This window comes from Pseudoalteromonas sp. CO348 (genome assembly GCF_004208845.1).
GTDB lineage: Bacteria > Pseudomonadota > Gammaproteobacteria > Enterobacterales > Alteromonadaceae > Pseudoalteromonas > Pseudoalteromonas maricaloris.
In genome coordinates this window covers 298,188-316,090 of record NZ_SGPI01000033.1, presented here as the reverse complement: position 1 = coordinate 316,090, position 17,903 = coordinate 298,188, and the positions used below count along the sequence as shown (strand labels likewise).

Sequence of the window (17,903 nt, the reverse complement as noted above, 5' to 3'; positions counted from 1 at the left end):
CCTTCCTCCCTAACAAATTTTGACCTATTTGGCGTCCAAAAAACGTCACATTTCGCCTCGTCAAGTTGCAAATTAAGCAGAAACAAGTATAATTTCGCCAGTTTTCATACCCTGATAAAATTTAACGTCATTAAGGTTAATATAAAGTGACTCATTCGTTAGCCCGCCCATACAGGCGAGCCGCATTACAAGGTGTTTTGATTCAGGGTATCGTAGCATTAGTCGCTGCAGTAATCGTTTTTATAGGTTGGGGAGTACAAGCCGGAGTTTCAGCATTAGCTGGCGGCGCTGTGTTGGTACTCCCTAATTTTGTATTTGCTGCTTACGCCTTTCGATTTATGGGTGCAAGCAAAGCAAATCAAGTATATTCCTCGATAAAACGAGGAAATGGATTAAAATTTTTGCTAACTGTTGTGCTCTTTGCACTGATTTTTAAGCATTTTTCAGTAATGATGCTGCCTTTCTTTGGCGCGTATATGCTCGTGATGCTGACACAATGGTTGGTCCTGATTTTTTTTAATCATTAACTTTTGGGATAAAACATGGCTGCAGAAGAAGTTACTCTATCAAGCCATATTCAGCACCACTTGACCAATGCCAAGATGTGCTCGACCGATGCCGGTCTTGCCTTCAACAAAGCATGTGCGGATAGTGGTTTCTGGACATGGCATGTAGATACCCTCGCATGGTCAATCGGTTTAGGTCTGATATTTTTATGGATCTTCCGAAGTGCCGCTAAAAAATCCACTATAGGTGTTCCTGGTAAATTCCAGTGCTTTATCGAGATGGTTGTTGAGTTCGTTGGTGCCAACGTACGTGACACTTATCATGGTAATAGCAAGTTAGTTGCACCTTTAGCCCTAACGGTCTTCGTTTGGGTATTCCTAATGAACTTGATGGATTTGATTCCAGTTGACTTCCTACCTGCATTCGCTGGCTTTGTTGGTGAACAAGCATTTGGTATGGATTCACACGATGTGTACATGAAGATTGTACCTACAACAGACCTAAACATGACAGCAGCACTGGCGCTAGGCGTGTTTATTCTGATGATCGGTTATTCAATTAAAATCAAAGGTATCGGTGGCTTTATTGCAGAATTAACATTGCACCCATTTAGCTCTAAAAACAAACTAATGATGGCAGTGTTGATCCCGTTTAACTTACTACTTGAAACAATCGCATTGGTTGCTAAGCCGTTCTCGCTAGCACTACGTTTGTTCGGTAACTTATACGCAGGTGAGATGATCTTCATCCTTATCGGTGCAATTGGTTTGATGCAGTTACCACTGCACTTCGTGTGGGCAGTATTCCACATTATGGTAATCGTACTTCAGGCATTTGTATTTATGATGCTGACTATCGTTTACCTCAGCATGGCTAGTACAAAAAGTCACTAATCTGCTGAATAATAAAGATTTTTACAACTTAAATTTAAACTTAAACTTTAATTTACTATTAAAACTTTGGAGATAAAAATGGAAATCGCAGTTGCTATTAAACTTATCGCTGTTGCACTACTAATCGGTTTTGGTGCTATCGGTACTGCACTAGGCTTCGGTAACATGGGTGGTAAGTTCCTAGAAGCATGTGCTCGTCAACCTGAGCTTGCGCCTTCACTACAAGTTAAAATGTTCATCCTAGCTGGTCTTATCGATGCCGTTGCAATGATCGGTGTAGGTATCGCTATGTACATGTTGTTCGCTCTTTAATATTGCAAAATACCTGAAACGAACAACTGTCAAGTAAGGAGGAGCGGTCGTGAACTTAAACGCCACTCTAATAGGTGAATTAATCGCATTTGTGGTCTTCGTATGGTTCTGTATGAAGTTCGTATGGCCACCACTAAATGGTGCGATTGAAGCTCGCCAGAAGAAAATTGAAGATGGTTTAGCGGCATCTGATGAAGCTGAGAAAGAACTTGAGCGCGTACGTGCACAAGGTGCTGAACAGTTGAAAGAAGCGAAAGCACAAGCGGCTGAAATCATCGAACAAGCTAAGAAGCGTGCTGCGCTGATTGTTGACGAAGAGACTACTCGTGGTCAGCAAGAGCGTGAAAAAATCATTGCTCAGGGACACTCTGAAATTGAGTCTGAGCGCAACCGTGTGAAAGAAGAGCTGCGTTCACAAGTCGCTGCACTTTCTATCGCAGGCGCTGAGAAGATTTTAGAGCGTGAAATCAATCAAGCCACACACAGTGACATCGTTGAAAAACTTGTCGCTGAGCTTTAAGTAGGAGGGTATGAGCATGTCTGAATTGACTACTATCGCTCGCCCATACGCTAAAGCGGCTTTTGAACTTGCCGTTGAAAAAGGCACAGTTGAAGCTTGGAATGAAATGCTGTTCTTCGCTGGTCAAGTTACCAGCGACGAGCAGGTTCAGGCGCTACTTGGTAGCATCGCTACTGAATCACAGCAGTCTGAAATCATTATCAAGTTATGTGCTGAGCAACTCAATGAACAAGGTCAAAATCTTATCAAGCTGATGGCCGAAAATGAGCGTTTAGCCGCCATCCCAGCTGTTGCAGAATTGTTTGCAGAATTAAAAGCAGACTATGACAAAGAAATCGAAGTAGATGTGGTTTCGGCAACAGTGCTTGCAGATGATACGCAAGCAAAATTGGTCGCGGCACTTGAGAAACGTTTCGCACGCAAAGTTAAGCTGAATTGTAGCATCGACGAAGCCATTGTAAGTGGCCTAGTGATTAAAGCCGGTGACACCGTAATCGACGGTTCTGTTCGCGGCAAGTTAGATCGTCTTGCGACGTCGCTACAATCGTAATTGGGAAAAAGAGCATGCAACTTAATTCCACAGAAATTTCTGCACTGATCAAGCAACGCATTGAGCAGTTTGAAGTTGTAAGTGAAGCGCGTAACGAAGGTACTATCGTATCTGTTACCGACGGTATCATCCGCATCCACGGTCTTGCTGACTGTATGCAGGGTGAGATGATCGAGCTTCCTGGCAACCGTTATGCTATCGCACTAAACCTTGAGCGTGACTCAGTAGGTGCTGTAGTAATGGGTCCATACGCTGACCTTAAAGAAGGCGTAAAAGTTAAATCAACTGGTCGTATCCTTGAAGTACCAGTAGGCCGTGGTCTACTAGGTCGTGTTGTTAACACGCTAGGTGAGCCAATCGACGGTAAAGGCGCTGTTGATAACGATGGTTTTGAACCAGTTGAAAAAATCGCACCTGGCGTAATCGAGCGTCAATCAGTAGATGAGCCAGTACAAACTGGTTATAAGTCTATCGATGCGATGATCCCAGTTGGTCGTGGTCAGCGTGAGCTTGTGATCGGTGACCGTCAGACTGGTAAAACAGCACTAGCAATCGATGCTATCATCAACCAAAAAGACACAGGCGTTAAGTGTGTGTACGTAGCGGTTGGTCAAAAAGCGTCAACAATTGCTAACGTAGTACGTAAACTAGAAGAGCACGGTGCACTTGCAAACACTATCGTAGTAGTTGCTTCTGCATCAGAATCTGCAGCGCTACAATTCCTAGCGCCGTTCTCTGGTTGTACTATGGGTGAATACTTCCGTGACCGCGGTGAAGATGCACTAATCGTATATGATGATTTGTCTAAGCAAGCTGTTGCTTACCGTCAAATCTCACTACTACTTAAGCGTCCACCAGGTCGTGAAGCATACCCAGGTGACGTTTTCTATCTTCACTCACGTCTTCTAGAGCGTGCGTCTCGTGTAAACGCTGACTACGTTGAGAAGTTCACTAATGGTGAAGTGAAAGGTAAAACAGGTTCATTGACGGCATTGCCAATCATTGAAACTCAAGGTGGTGACGTTTCTGCATTCGTACCTACCAACGTTATCTCAATCACTGACGGTCAGATCTTCTTAGAAACTGACTTGTTCAACGCAGGTATCCGTCCAGCGGTTAACGCTGGTATCTCGGTATCTCGTGTAGGTGGTGCAGCTCAAACTAAGATTGTTAAGAAACTAGGTGGTGGTATCCGTCTAGCGCTAGCTCAGTACCGTGAACTAGCGGCGTTCTCTCAGTTCGCTTCTGACCTTGATGATGCAACTCGTGCACAGCTTGAACACGGTGAGCGTGTAACAGAGCTAATGAAGCAGAAACAGTACGCACCGATGTCTGTTGCTGATATGTCATTATCGCTATTTGCAGTAGAGAAAGGCTTCCTAAAAGATATCGAAATCAACAAGATCCTTGATTTCGAAGCAAGCCTAATCGCATTTGCTAAGAGCGAGTACGCAGAGCTAATGGCTCAAATCAATGAAACTGGTAACTACAACGCCGAGATCGAAGCGCAGCTTAAAGAGCTTCTTGAGAAGTTCAAGTCTACGCAAACTTGGTAATGTGTTATTAAGGTGAGTAGGTAACTACTCACCGAGATTCGGAGAGAGAGTCATGGCCAGCGGAAAAGAGATAAAAAGCAAGATCGGGAGTATCAAGAATACTCAAAAGATCACCAGCGCAATGGAGATGGTTGCCGCTTCTAAAATGAAGAAGGCACAAGAACGCGTAGCGTCTAGTCGTCCATACGCTGAAAACTTACGCAAAGTGATCGGTCGTGTTGCTCAGGCTAATCTTGATTTCCATCACCCGTTCCTTGAAGAACGTGATGTGAAACGAGTTGGTTATATCGTTATCTCTACAGACCGTGGTCTTTGTGGTGGCTTAAACTCAAACGAGTTTAAGCGTGTAGCGAAAGACGTGAAAGCGTGGAAAGAAAAAGGTGTTGAGGCGTCGTTCGCAACACTAGGTAGCAAAGCTGCTGGTTTCTTTAGACGTTTTGGTGGTTCGCTTGAAGCCAAAAAGGCAGGGCTGGGAGATGCACCTTCAATTCAGGACGTAATTGGTCCTGTAAAAGTAATGCTAGATGCATACGAAGAAGGCAAAATTGACCGCTTATTCGTTGTGTACAACAAGTTTGTCAACACAATGAAACAAGAGCCTGTTATCGATCAGTTATTACCTTTGCCAAAAGCTGAAGAAGAAGTATCAGCTCACGCTTGGGATTACTTATATGAGCCAAGCCCAGAGGCGATTTTAGAGACACTAATTGTGCGCTTTATTGAGTCTCAGGTTTACCAAGGCGTAGTTGAGAATGCTGCCTCTGAGCAAGCTGCCCGTATGGTTGCGATGAAAGCCGCAACTGATAACGCAGGTGGCCTGATTGATGAGCTACAGCTGGTATACAACAAGGCACGTCAAGCCGCAATCACACAAGAAATCAGTGAGATTGTGAGCGGTTCGGCTGCCGTGTAACGCTTCGGCAAAGTTTAATAAGAGGAATAGACATGAGTTTAGGTAAGGTCGTCCAAATTATCGGCGCCGTTGTGGACATCGAGTTTCCACAAGACAACGTGCCAGCCGTATATGACGCACTAAAAGTTACAGAAGGCGACTTAGCTGGTTTGACACTAGAAGTGCAACAGCAGCTAGGTGGCGGTGTGGTACGTGGTATCGCACTAGGTAGTACTGACGGTCTACGTCGTGGTACTCCAGTACAAGGTACAGCTGAGCCAATTAAGGTTCCAGTTGGTACAGCAACACTAGGTCGTATCATGAACGTACTTGGTGACGCGATTGACGAAGCGGGTCCTATCGGTGAAGAAGAGCGTTGGTCTATTCACCGTGCAGCACCATCATACGAAGATCAAAGCAACTCTGTTGAGCTTCTAGAGACTGGTATCAAGGTTATCGACCTTGTATGTCCATTCGCTAAAGGTGGTAAAGTTGGTCTATTCGGTGGTGCGGGTGTAGGTAAAACCGTAAACATGATGGAACTTATCCGTAACATCGCAATCGAGCACAGCGGTTACTCAGTATTCGCAGGTGTTGGTGAGCGTACTCGTGAGGGTAATGACTTCTACCATGAGATGAACGACTCAAACGTACTAGACAAAGTATCTCTAGTATATGGTCAGATGAACGAGCCACCGGGTAACCGTTTACGTGTTGCACTAACTGGTCTAACAATGGCTGAGAAGTTCCGTGACGAAGGTCGTGACGTACTATTCTTCGTAGATAACATCTACCGTTATACACTAGCAGGTACTGAAGTATCAGCACTTCTAGGTCGTATGCCTTCAGCAGTAGGTTACCAGCCTACACTAGCTGAAGAAATGGGTGTTCTACAGGAGCGTATCGCATCAACTAAGACAGGTTCAATCACTTCAATCCAAGCGGTATACGTACCTGCGGATGACTTGACTGACCCATCTCCAGCAACAACGTTTGCTCACTTAGATGCGACAGTAGTACTTTCTCGTGATATCGCGTCTCTAGGTATCTACCCTGCGGTAGACCCTCTAGATTCAACTTCACGTCAGCTTGACCCACAAGTTATCGGTCAAGAGCACTACGACACAGCACGTGGCGTTCAGACAGTTCTTCAGCGTTATAAAGAGCTGAAAGACATCATCGCAATTCTAGGTATGGACGAGCTATCTGACGAAGATAAGCAAGTTGTATCTCGTGCACGTAAGATCCAGCGTTTCCTATCTCAGCCGTTCTTCGTTGCTGAGGTATTTACAGGTGCTCCTGGTAAATACGTATCTCTTAAAGACACAATCTCTGGCTTTAAGGGCATCCTAAACGGTGATTACGATGATATGCCTGAGCAGGCATTCTACATGGTTGGCTCAATCGACGAAGCGATCGATAAAGCTAAAAACATGTAATTAGGAGGTTGTTATGGCAATGACAGTACACCTTGATGTAGTAAGTGCAGAGCAGAGCTTGTTCTCTGGCGCTGTGACTACTATCCAAGTGACAGGTAGTGAAGGTGAGCTTGGTATTCATCCAGGTCACGCGCCACTACTGACTGGCCTAAAACCTGGTATGGTACGTTTGGTTAAAGCAGATAGCTCAGAAGAAGTTATCTACGTTGCAGGCGGTACGCTTGAAGTTCAACCACAAACAGTAACTGTTCTAGCGGACGTTGCTATTCGTGCGGAAGAGCTTGACGAGCAAGCTGCTGAAGAAGCTAAACGTGAAGCGCAAGCGCAAATGGCTTCTGGTACTACCGGTGAGTTGGATTATCAACAAGCTGCGGTACAACTAGAAGAAGCCCTTGCTCAACTACGCGTTATTCGCCAGCTGCGCAAATAAGCAACCACCTATCTGGTTATCAAAAACCCACGCATCGCGTGGGTTTTTTTATGAACGATGTATACCACCCAATCAATTTGAAAGTATCAAGCCGACCGACCCAAACGAAGTTCAAGATTTCTTACCGAGGTTGCCTCCTTGGGTTTATTCCAATTCACTTAATTAAGCGAATTGGTATTACTTAGTACATTTAAACTTTCCTACTCTTAGGAGAGCTACAAAATGGCAACCAACTTATTGTGACAGTATTAATTCTTTATGTTGAAGTTCTTTCTTTAGGAATGCTGACGTATCAAATATGCCGGCTTAAGCTGTTTGTCACGATTCATTACTTTCTGTATTTGTTGTAATAACTATATGTTTATTATGCTAATAATTACTTGGTCACACGTTGTGGCGTGAGGTAACAACACTTCACTCCTCGTATCCGCTCTCTACTCTCTAAACTCACCCAAACAAACACAGAGAAAAGAGAAATCAACGGGGATCAAGTTATGAAAATTTTTACGCATCAAGTCGGTTTGTTGTTGCTACTCCTTGTGTCTCAGCACAGCTTAGCGCAGCGTATCGTGACTACCGCTCCGGTTGTCGAAAATAGCCGAGGGATCACGAGTAAGTTGGTTGCAGAGGTTGTTGATTCAGATGCCATCGTACTATCTAGTTACAGCAGCGCGCACGTTCTTAGGATTAAAAAGATTGGAGAGCGAGTAAATGCTGGCGATGTGATTGCACAATTGGATACTCAATTTCTATCGTTGTCGGAGCAAAAAAAGCGCTTTGAGATTCACCAAGCTGAGGCTCAGGTACAGCATCTTAATGTTGAGTTAAAGCGACTCGAAACCTTATCAAAAACTAAAAGTGTTAATCAATCGGAGTTAGATCAGCTTACTTATGAGCTTGCGAGCGCCAAAAATAAGGTATCTGAGCTTGAAGTCAGTCTGACTGAAATCCAAAGACATATTTCGCTTAGTACAATTCGTGCTTCTGAAAGTGGCTTTGTTGCAGAAACCTTCGTACGTAAAGGCGAATTTGTCCAAGAAGGGGATGCGATTGCAAGAGTCAATAATTTTGCTGCGATTGAGCTATCTAGTCAGCTTCCCATTGAACTACTTGATTATATTGATGAGCATGCTGAACTGAGCATCGAAAGTGAGCTACAGGTACCGAAGCGTATAGGCACAGCCAAAGTCGCGAGAGTAGTACCTGAAGTAAGTGTAGGGACTGGCGCTGTAAAGCTATTTGTTGAACCGGAACCTGGATTGAAAGATAAGCTAGTATTAGGCTCTAACCTGTCCATACAACTCACAATCACGATACCAAATAGTCTGCTTATTCCTGGTGATGCGCTGATCCCAAGAGGCAAGGATAGTTTTGTTTACAAGTTAAAAGCTGATAGTTCAGTAGAAAAAGCCAATGTAAAGGTGCTTGCTGGCATTAATGGTGATTATGTCGTGAGCGGTGCACTATCTGCCGGGGAGGTTGTTGTCACTCGAGGTGGGCTAGGTTTGAAATCCGGTGATGTAGTAAAAGTGGATGAAAGGGTAGCTCAATTATGAATAGCAGAATACTGAAAAACCCTCACTACGTGGTGAGCTTTTTTCTCATCATAATCATCTTGGGTATTGCTGCTATACCCAAACTCCCTGTTCAATTACTTCCAGATATTGGTGAAGACCGAATTGTTGTAGGAAACTTCTGGCCGGGCGCATCGCCCATGGAAATGGAGCGTCAGATTGTTGAACCAGTAGAGGAGCTGCTAAGTAAAGTGCCCGGAGTGTTGCGTTATGAAACCGATACTGGGACTGGGTTTGCTTGGGTAAATATGACCTTTCAGCCAGGCACCGATATGCAGGAGGCTTATATTGAAGTTATCGATAAGATGAATCAATTTAATACGCGGCCAAAAACAGCACTAGAACCAATCATTCAAAACAAGTCAAAAGATAATAAAGGAAGCATTGCCGGCCTAGTACTTTTCCCAAATAGTGCAGGGGTTCCGGCTGATCGAACAAGATACACAGAAGTATTTGAGAAATATGTTAGACCTAGAATCCTAGCGATTCCGGGCATTAGCAGCCTCTCGCCTTTAGCGTCTACTGAACAGCGCATAGATATTATTTTTGACCCTGAAAAGTTGACTAAATACACGTTGACGATAGATCAAATGCTAAATATTTTGCGCAATTCTCTAGATCAAAGTGTCGGTATCGTTGAACAAGGTACACGCAACTTTGCGGTACGTTTTGAGGGGCGTCGTGATATCTCAGATCTCAATGGGCTAGTTATCGCTAAGAATGAACAAAAGGTGGTTACACTCGGTGATGTTGCCTACATCGAAAATGCTTTTGTTACTGATTCATCGCCAGTTTACTGGAAGCGACAGCAAGCTTTTTATGTCAGCGTTAATGCCGCAACGGGCTCAAATGCTTTGGCATCTTTGGCACAATTAAGAAAAGTGATGACTGAACTCAATACTACAGTACTGCCTGAGCTAGGTGTACAAATGGAATTGACCAAGGATGACTCTAAAACCATCAATAGTGCAGTAAGTATGGTGCAAAATAACCTGATCCTTGGGGTTGTATTATCTACTTTAATTCTATTTTTGTTTGTTAGAAAGCTCCCGGTTATCGCGATGATATTCATCAGTTTACCAATTTCCATTTTGGCCACATTTTTGGCTATGCAGGTTTTAGGTAGAACATTTAATGTGATATCGCTTGCCGGTATTGCTCTGTCGACAGGCATGATTTTGGATGCTGCAATCGTCGTGGTTGAAACTGCAGTGCGATATCGAGAGCAGGGGGAGCGTGTTGTAGACGCGATACATAAAACGATGGCTGAGGTATCGGGAGCGCTGGTAAATTCAGTGGTATCTAGCATTATCGTATTTGCTCCAATACTTTTGATGCAAAGTGCAGAGGGCAAATTATTCCACGATTTGGCCATCACTATTTCATCGGCTCTAGGCGCTTCTTTGTTTGTTGCATTACTGCTGTTACCACTGCTTTTACGCTATATTTTGCCTAGCATCAAGGCTCTGGATACGACAGGAGACTTTGTCGATAGAATTTCTGCACGCCTTGCACGTATGGTAGTAAGTTCACGAAACCGAAGTGTGATGCTCCTGTTATTAGTGGTAGTACCAATTGCCGGACTGATATTACTCGCGCCTAAGTTGAACATTCTACCGCAAGTGGAAGGAACGCGCGTTAACGTATCTGTTAATGTCAACCAAAGTATGAATCATGAAGCGTTAACCAGTGAGTTGTTGATGCCCATAAATCAACTGATTGAAGCTGAGCAGGAACAGCAACAAGGCCCACTTATTGATAAATTTTTGTCATTTGTTTCGGGAAGTTCGTCGGTCCAGTTGGTGCTATACCCCAAAGAGCCTGAGCAGGCTGAGCAATTAAAGTCTTGGGCAAAAAACACACTGGACGCGGCTTTTCCACATGCGAATGTGTATGCCAACTTTAACTCCTTACTTGGTTTTGGTTTGTCTACCAATCGCCGGGTTACTATCGACTTTACCGGTACGTCGCTGGATGATTTGCAATTAATTGGGCGTGAAGTGTATGAGCATCTAAATACCAATATGGGTTATGCCAACCCGTGGAGTAATACACCGCTTTATAATGATGACCCACAAATTATCTTTACTCCAAAAGACAATCAGCTGCTTGAGTTGGGAGAGTCCCAGTATAATTTGTCGCAGAAGTTACGTGCTCTGACCGACGGTGTCTATATTGGGGAATATTCTAATGGCACAAAAAACTTACCAATCTATATCAAAGGGGAAGATTGGGATGCCATCAATAATGTAATGGATACACCGTTGTATTTTCCACTTGAAAACAAAGTTACCCTGTTAAGGACCTTAGTTGATTATGAGTTGGATGTCGGGCCAAGTTCTCTATATCGTCTAAATGGCTTTCGTACATTGTCAATTAATGTAACGCCACCGCCTAGCATTCCCTTATCTACCTTTATTGACGATCTCAAAGTTCAAGTGACCCCTATTATTGAGCAACATATGCCACAGTCTGTTTCGGTGTCCTATCGTGGTAGCGCAAGTAAATTAAATGAGCTTATTTCGGATATGCTGCAACAGTTTAGCTTTGCAATGCTAATTCTATTTTTACTTGTATCTGGGTGGTTTAAGTCTTTCCGCAATGGTTTGGCTATTATGCTATCGTTACCTATTGCACTGATTGGCGGGATGTTAGCACTCAATACCGTTAATCTTTTTACCTATCAACCCTTAGATGTTATCTCAATGATGGGGTTCATCATTCTAATTGGACTCGTTATTAATAATGCGATTCTGTTTGTTGGTCATTTTAATGAGCTTGAGAGTTTGCGCTATACCATAGGCGATAAAATTCAGTTAGCGATTAAATCACGAGCACGGCCCATATATATGAGTACACTGACAAGTATTTTTGGAATGTTGCCTCTGGCCATTATTCCTGGCGTGGGTTCGGAGATTTATCGTGGCTTGGCCATTGTGATCGTTGGTGGTATGACATTCAGTGCCATATTTTCTCTTTCTGTTATGGCTGCTTTGTTAAGTTTACCCGTTTTCGTCAAATACAAAGAGCGAGAAGCCCACTTCCCACATGCTGAAACGGCTTCATAATATTTATTTACCTAGTTGAACTCCATCAAGGCCACACTTAGTTGTGGCCTTTTTATTGTATTGCACGTTGTAACTCTTATGAGTTGTAGAACTCTGGTTTTGCTTTGAAACGTGTAAAGTTGGAACCCCCATCAAGGCTACACGATGTGTCATATTATGCCCTAATGTACAAGAGTATTTGAGTCTGTGCTGAGCGCTATGATATTAAGTATTAATCGAATATTACACCCAACAATACGCCTCTTATTTAACATTACGATCTGATTTCCGTAAGCTTGGGAGTCATTATTGTGAGTTAATTGGTAGTGAAATTGTGACAGACTTATTTCATTACAGCAGCTTACACACTAAAACTTAGTTAGCAGCGTTAACTTATCCTCTTATTACAACTATTCAGGTCCCATTCCATCTTCACGCTCTTGTGACTATCCGCTATGAATAGCCTAATAAAACAAATAAGTACTTAGTAATAGATAAAAGATAGCAATATTGATTTTTTACAAATTGTTGTTTTTGTTGGTTTTATTTCTATTTTTGGAATGTAATCAATTGAAATAATGCGTAGTCATGAATGGTGGGGTGGTAAATAGGCTTTTTACGCTTAAAGTAGATTCATCAAATCGAAGCACGATAATAAAGTAAATGAGTGCTCGATATAAACTCGATATAAATTAAACTCAAAAATTGGAAATAAATATGTTCTCTACATTAAAAAAACTAGCGCTAACAACTCTACTTACTTTAACTACAGTATCTGTAAATGCTTATGAGCAAGATACTAACAGTCAAGATAGTGCAACAGTAACAGATGACTTTGTAGTAACACCTGCATGCCCTAGTTTTCCCAAGTGTTGGCCGGCTCTACCTCCAACATCAACGTCACAACACAGCACAAATAAAGAATAAAACGATAACATCGAAGAGGTTGCTTACGTCCTATTTCCGATGCTGAAAAAGTGGTAATAGGTGATGCACTCAGTAGTGATAATGTTACTGAACAAGCACGACTAAACAATAAATATAATTAAAAATCAATTAAAAACAATAATTACACAAGGATATAATATGTTTTCTAAAATAAACTCAACAACAATGAAATCACTTTTTATCGGCACCGTGTTTTTTATTTTATGGGCGCCAGCAAAGGCTTCTGAGCAACCTTATTACACGAATGGTGCCAACACCACAGGTACCCCAAATGGTGAGATTATTACCCCAAGTTGCCCAAGCTTCCCTAAGTGTTGGCCGGAAGATAATTCAACGGAAGAGTAATAATGATATTCTACTGCCAAGTGGATACTTACATGCGGTAGTTAGATTATTTAAGGTCGTATAGTAAAAGGTTAAGAAAGGCGTTTTAACACCTATGATCGTTCTAGCCCGTTGTCCTCTGCAAAATGATATGTGATGCAGAGGACACTTTATCGTATCGAGTTAAAAATAGACGTTGTAAAGGTCAGTACTCGGTGCTGCTCGTTGCAGTAGCAATAGTTTTTGTTCGCTCGGGTGGAGTTGAAATTTTGCGTAGAATGCGTATTTCAGTAGAGAAGCTCGCTCAGACTTGCCTGAATTCAAATCTGTACGAACCAAATCATACTTATAACCATTTGAGACAGAATAATAGACGTATTGAGATGTGAGGTGCCAAGAAATATTAGACGCTAGCTCTAGCTTTGCTATCGGTTTACTTTCTTTCATCGTGTCTAATGGTGCTCGATACAATTGGCCATCAGTACGCTGATAATATAGATACTGCCCTTTGGGATCCTCTTTTGCACTGACTACATTAGAAAGCAGTGGTTCTGATTTACCGCTGTTGACATCTTGGCGGATAAGCCAAAACTGATTGCCTTCCTTTCGTGAGAAGTAGATTGAACGTCCATCATTGCTCCAGCTCGGGTTTTGAATATTTTCTAACTGAGTGGTTAGATAGTGTATTTGTTTGCTATTGATATCTAAGGTAAATAGTTGGCGGTCTAAAATACCGAGTATGGAGTGATGCTTCGGGTGATACTCCAGATCGCTTATATTGTGATGCTGAGTAAACTCGGTCAATAACTCCATTTTTCCTGATGTTGAATAAGTAACGATTTGTGGAATATTGTCATATTCATAGCGGAATACTATGCTATTTGAGTCTGCCAGATAATCGGGATGTCCCTCTTTACCCGCAAGTGAAAACTCAAATAAGTTGTTGATGTTATTATCAAAAAATGGATTTTTAACTTCAATAATATCACGCACATTTTCTTCTTCTTTACCTACTAACAAGCAATGTTTTCCGCAGGTACTGTAAATTGAAGATAGCCCAAAATCGGTTTGCACTTGAGGGGTGAGCTCATTTTTCTGAGCGTTAAAAAAGAAGATTTCATTATTATTTGAAAGATAAAGGCCTGAACCGCTTTCATCCCAGACGATATTTTGCGGTATAAAGTCAAGTACGGTATTGCTCTGCACTTTTCCAGAGGTCAATTCTAAAATGATCAAGTGTGTACGTTGATAATTTGAGTATCTTAAAACGCCAAGGCGTGATCCATCCCCTGAAATTGCTGAAAAGTAATCTCCATAAGGATTAAAGTCTGGGTAAGTTACCTGAGTTAGGCGCTTACTGTTAATATCGATCTTAAAGATGGTATTTGGATAATCCGATTGCTTTTTCAGGGAAAAGTACAATGCACTATCGTCTGGAGCCCAGGATAAATTTGGCTGAGATGTATCATACTCATAGATCACCTCTTCCTTAGAAACATCCATTGCATCATTTAGCGATAAGATGACTAGTTCTGCATGATTACCTTTTTGTTTTTGTGCAGCGATTTTCTTTCCATTTTTAGAGAATTTAGCGGAATAATAATTAGCCTCGCCTGAGTTTAACCTTTTAGTAACGTTGGTTGACAAAGATTTAATGTATAAGTTAAAAAAACCCGACACGTCTTTACGATGAGAATAGACGACCATATCCGACTCTTTGTGGTAATCCGCCCAATCCTCTTCACCTGACATACTGGTGACTGCTTTTATTTGTTGTATTTCCTTTTTAGTAGGTTTCAAAATATAAGTGTAAGCCACATAGCAAGTAATTAATATTACTATAAGCAATATTAACAAATACTTAGCTTGATTTTGAATGGTTTTTTTAATGTTCTTATTATCAGGGGGTTGAATATTGCCATCGGTGTGATCAGCGCCGTTACCTTGTGTGACCGCCTCAATATTTACTTCGGCAATAAGCAGGTAGCCTTTGCTTGGTACGGTTTTTATATAAGTAGGAGACTTTACATCGTCACCTAGCGCATCTCTGAGCTTTTTAACCACTCGGCGAATAGCGTTATCTGAAACGATGCGCCCATCCCAAACATGATCAAGCAGCTCTTTTTGGCTTACATAGTCACCTTGGCGCTTAACTAGGTAGCATAAAAGCTCCATGGTTAAGGGTTCTAGCTTAATTACTCGTTCGGCTTCATTCACGGCGTTGTTGTCATACAAGCGTGTTTTTTTGAAATCGATCTGAAATTGACCAACTGTAATTTGTTTATCTTCTAACCAAATTGCCCTGTTAACACTATTACCATTCATGATTGTATTGTGTTTATTTAATGTGTTTTTTTGTTACCGACCAATGTAACACATTATAATGGGAAGTGTTTTGTCTTTCTGTGCTGATTATTCAATTATCTTGGCTAGTTTAGTTTTGTTCACCGTGTGTCGTGCACAAGGAACAGGTATTGGAAAGCGAAGATGAGCATAGAAAGAAAACATAGCACTATAAAGAAGGCACTGTTATTTAGTGGCCTATCAACTATGGTAATAACCAGTTGCGCTAGTTATTGGTTATGGGATCGACTGAATTCTGCTCTGCCTTTATTAAATGGTGAAGTTAATCTTCCTCATGTTGAAAATGAGGTTGTTATAGACAGAGACAGAAGCGGTGTGCCATCCATTATTGCACAGACAAGAATGGATGTATCTCGAGCAATGGGCTTCTTACATGCTCAAGAACGCTTTTTTCAAATGGATTACCTGCGTCGAAAGGCGGCTGGGGAACTTAGTGCACTTTTTGGTGAGTCTTTTGTTAGTGCTGACAAGGAAGCTAGACTGCATCAGTTCAGAAAGTCTGCGCGACAAGCTTATGAAAGTTTAGATGTTAGGCATAAAGCATTACTTGATGCCTATGTCGAAGGCGTAAATGCTGGGCTTGAAAAGCTAGACAGTACCCCATTTGAATATACTTTGTTGCAGGCATCACCAAATCTTTGGCAAGCGGAGGATTCATTCTTAGTCTCTTTTGCCATGTTTATGGAGATGCAAGGCCATGATTACCGCAATACACTTTATCTAAATAAGTTACGACAAAACCTACCACAGACACTGGTTGACTTTCTGGTGCCACTGGGTACTCCTTGGGATCAACCATTAGATACACAACATCTTGCTGCTATATCTATTCCTAGTGCTGAAGTTTACTCGCTAAGAACTGCTACTGACACTAATCAAGACATCTTGGCGTTGCATGAGCAAGCTGATTCTTTATATACAATGGCGTTACAAGATAGCCCATCAGTTGTTGGCAGTAATAACTGGGCTGTGTCGGGCGAAAATACAAAATCCGGCAAGGCTTTAGTTGCCAATGATATGCACTTAAACCTCAATGTTCCCAATATTTGGTATCGAGTTGGCTTTTCGTGGCACGAAGCAGATGAAGACCGCAAATTAACGGGTGTTTCCTTACCCGGCCTGCCACTGATGATTGCGGGCAGTAATACGCATATAGCCTGGGGTTTCACTAACTCTATGGGAGATTGGTCTGATTTGCTGCGGATCCCTGCAGATAAAGGCCAAGAACTAGTCACACATATTACACAGCGCATTGATGTCAAGGACGCTGAGCCTGTGGAATATGTCGTTGATGTCACTCCTTACGGACCCGTCGTTGAACGTGAACAGAATGGCGATTTATTGGTTTTACGTTGGGTCGCCCATTCATCCTCTGCAGTCAACTTAGGGTTATTGGAGGTTGAGCGTGCATCTAGCGTTGATACCGCGCTGCCTTTATTCAATAACACACATATGACACATCTCAATGTAGTAGTGGGTGATGAGCAAGGAAATATTGGCTGGACGATGTTGGGGGCATTGCCTAAGAGAGCGCATTCAGTATGGGCTCCCATTGACTATGACGATAAAGAATATGACTGGTCCGGGTACTTAACGACAGATAAATATCCGAAACGTATTAATCCTGAATCAGGTTTTATTTTTACTGCTAATGCACGAGTCGTTTCAGGTGATGAACTAGATATTATTGGTCGCGAAAATTACGCCCTTGGCGCGAGAGCGCAGCAAATTCATAACGGTCTCAGAGTGATGCATGAGCCTAGTGAAGCCCAGATGTTGCGTACACAGCTCGATAGTCGCGCAATATTTCTCCAGCGTTGGCAGTATCTGCTGCTGTCTATTATGAATGAAGAGTTCATGGCCAAATATCCTGAATTGGCCGAATACCGAAAAATTGTCAATAACTGGAATGGTAAAGCACTTAAAGACTCCACCGGTTATTTGTTGGTGAGGGCATTCAGAACTCAGGTCGCACGCCGAGTTTTTAGCGGCATTCTGAGTGGAGTGAATGAAAGTAATCCCGACCTAAATGTTTTTGACTACTTCAGCTTAACCAGCCAGTGGGAAGGGCCACTATGGAAGTTAGTCAATGAACACCCAGATCACCTTTTAAATACACATTTTGAGTCTTGGCAAGCTTTGTATGCCGATGCTCTGACTTTTTTGAATGACCACTTTAATAACACTCATGGCTCGATAGCGAATGCCAAATGGGGTGACTACAACAAAGTTGCTATTTCTCATCCTGTCGCTGGTGCTCTGCCACTCATTGGGAGGTTCTTTAATATCCCAGAATACGGTGCTGACGGAGATATCAACATGCCCCTGGTACAGGAACAAAGCTTCGGTGCCTCGATGAGAATGGGGGTGACACCAGGTGAAGAGCAAAGTGGATTCTTTCATATGCCTGTAGGTCAAGCGTCCAATCCAATGTCGCCATACTGGATGGCGGGGCATGACGACTGGCAAAAAGGGGTGTTCTCGCCATTTTTGCCGCAGGAAACCGTTTACTCGCTCAAGCTACTCCCCGCTGAGTCTAAGGAATAA

Annotated in this window: 14 protein-coding genes; 13 read left to right on the top strand and 1 reads right to left on the bottom strand. The window is 42.5% G+C overall.

Annotated features, from left to right (window positions below):
- Positions 1 to 146 precede the first annotated feature (146 nt).
- The 12 genes from EXT48_RS17875 (at position 147) to EXT48_RS17820 (ending at position 13,013) form a co-directional block, all read left to right on the top strand.
- A complete protein-coding gene (locus tag EXT48_RS17875; protein WP_010604145.1) occupies positions 147 to 527 on the top strand; it encodes an ATP synthase subunit I in 381 nt (126 codons plus the stop codon).
- 15 nt (positions 528 to 542) lie between these two features.
- Entirely contained in the window at positions 543 to 1,400 is an 858-nt protein-coding gene (gene atpB / locus EXT48_RS17870; protein WP_069021955.1) for a F0F1 ATP synthase subunit A, read from the top strand.
- A 78-nt stretch (positions 1,401 to 1,478) separates the two neighbouring features.
- Complete coding sequence (gene atpE / locus EXT48_RS17865; RefSeq protein ID WP_010376881.1) at positions 1,479 to 1,712, top strand: F0F1 ATP synthase subunit C; 234 nt, start codon at positions 1,479 to 1,481, stop codon at positions 1,710 to 1,712.
- Between the two features lie 49 nt (positions 1,713 to 1,761).
- Positions 1,762 to 2,232 carry a F0F1 ATP synthase subunit B gene (gene atpF, locus EXT48_RS17860; protein WP_010376882.1) on the top strand — a complete coding sequence of 157 codons (471 nt, stop codon included), beginning with the start codon at positions 1,762 to 1,764 and terminating at the stop codon, positions 2,230 to 2,232.
- Between the two features lie 16 nt (positions 2,233 to 2,248).
- Positions 2,249 to 2,782 carry a F0F1 ATP synthase subunit delta gene (gene atpH, locus EXT48_RS17855; protein ID WP_010604141.1) on the top strand — a complete coding sequence of 178 codons (534 nt, stop codon included), beginning with the start codon at positions 2,249 to 2,251 and terminating at the stop codon, positions 2,780 to 2,782.
- Between the two features lie 14 nt (positions 2,783 to 2,796).
- Positions 2,797 to 4,338, top strand: a complete 1,542-nt coding sequence (gene atpA / locus EXT48_RS17850) for a F0F1 ATP synthase subunit alpha (protein ID WP_010376884.1) — start codon at positions 2,797 to 2,799, stop codon at positions 4,336 to 4,338.
- 52 nt (positions 4,339 to 4,390) lie between these two features.
- Positions 4,391 to 5,251, top strand: a complete 861-nt coding sequence (gene atpG, locus EXT48_RS17845) for a F0F1 ATP synthase subunit gamma (RefSeq protein WP_010604140.1) — start codon at positions 4,391 to 4,393, stop codon at positions 5,249 to 5,251.
- A 32-nt stretch (positions 5,252 to 5,283) separates the two neighbouring features.
- Positions 5,284 to 6,669 (top strand): F0F1 ATP synthase subunit beta, encoded by a 1,386-nt coding sequence (atpD, locus tag EXT48_RS17840; RefSeq protein ID WP_017218546.1) that lies wholly within the window; start codon positions 5,284 to 5,286, stop codon positions 6,667 to 6,669.
- Positions 6,670 to 6,682: 13 nt separating this feature from the next.
- Positions 6,683 to 7,099 (top strand): F0F1 ATP synthase subunit epsilon, encoded by a 417-nt coding sequence (locus EXT48_RS17835; RefSeq protein ID WP_010376888.1) that lies wholly within the window; start codon positions 6,683 to 6,685, stop codon positions 7,097 to 7,099.
- Positions 7,100 to 7,593: 494 nt separating this feature from the next.
- A complete protein-coding gene (locus EXT48_RS17830) occupies positions 7,594 to 8,655 on the top strand; it encodes an efflux RND transporter periplasmic adaptor subunit (protein WP_130165233.1) in 1,062 nt (353 codons plus the stop codon).
- Positions 8,652 to 11,741, top strand: coding sequence for an efflux RND transporter permease subunit (locus EXT48_RS17825; RefSeq protein ID WP_130165232.1), 3,090 nt, complete (start codon positions 8,652 to 8,654; stop codon positions 11,739 to 11,741). Before EXT48_RS17830 ends, EXT48_RS17825 begins: the two co-directional genes overlap by 4 nt.
- 1,065 nt (positions 11,742 to 12,806) lie before the next feature.
- Complete coding sequence (locus tag EXT48_RS17820; RefSeq protein ID WP_130165231.1) at positions 12,807 to 13,013, top strand: hypothetical protein; 207 nt, start codon at positions 12,807 to 12,809, stop codon at positions 13,011 to 13,013.
- 162 nt (positions 13,014 to 13,175) lie between these two features.
- On the opposite strand, the gene EXT48_RS17815 is transcribed toward EXT48_RS17820, so the two are convergent.
- Positions 13,176 to 15,317, bottom strand: coding sequence for a winged helix-turn-helix domain-containing protein (locus EXT48_RS17815; RefSeq protein WP_130165230.1), 2,142 nt, complete (start codon positions 15,315 to 15,317; stop codon positions 13,176 to 13,178).
- A gap of 162 nt (positions 15,318 to 15,479) precedes the next feature.
- Between EXT48_RS17815 and EXT48_RS17810 the strand changes: the two genes are divergently transcribed.
- Positions 15,480 to 17,903, top strand: coding sequence for a penicillin acylase family protein (locus tag EXT48_RS17810; RefSeq protein WP_130165229.1), 2,424 nt, complete (start codon positions 15,480 to 15,482; stop codon positions 17,901 to 17,903).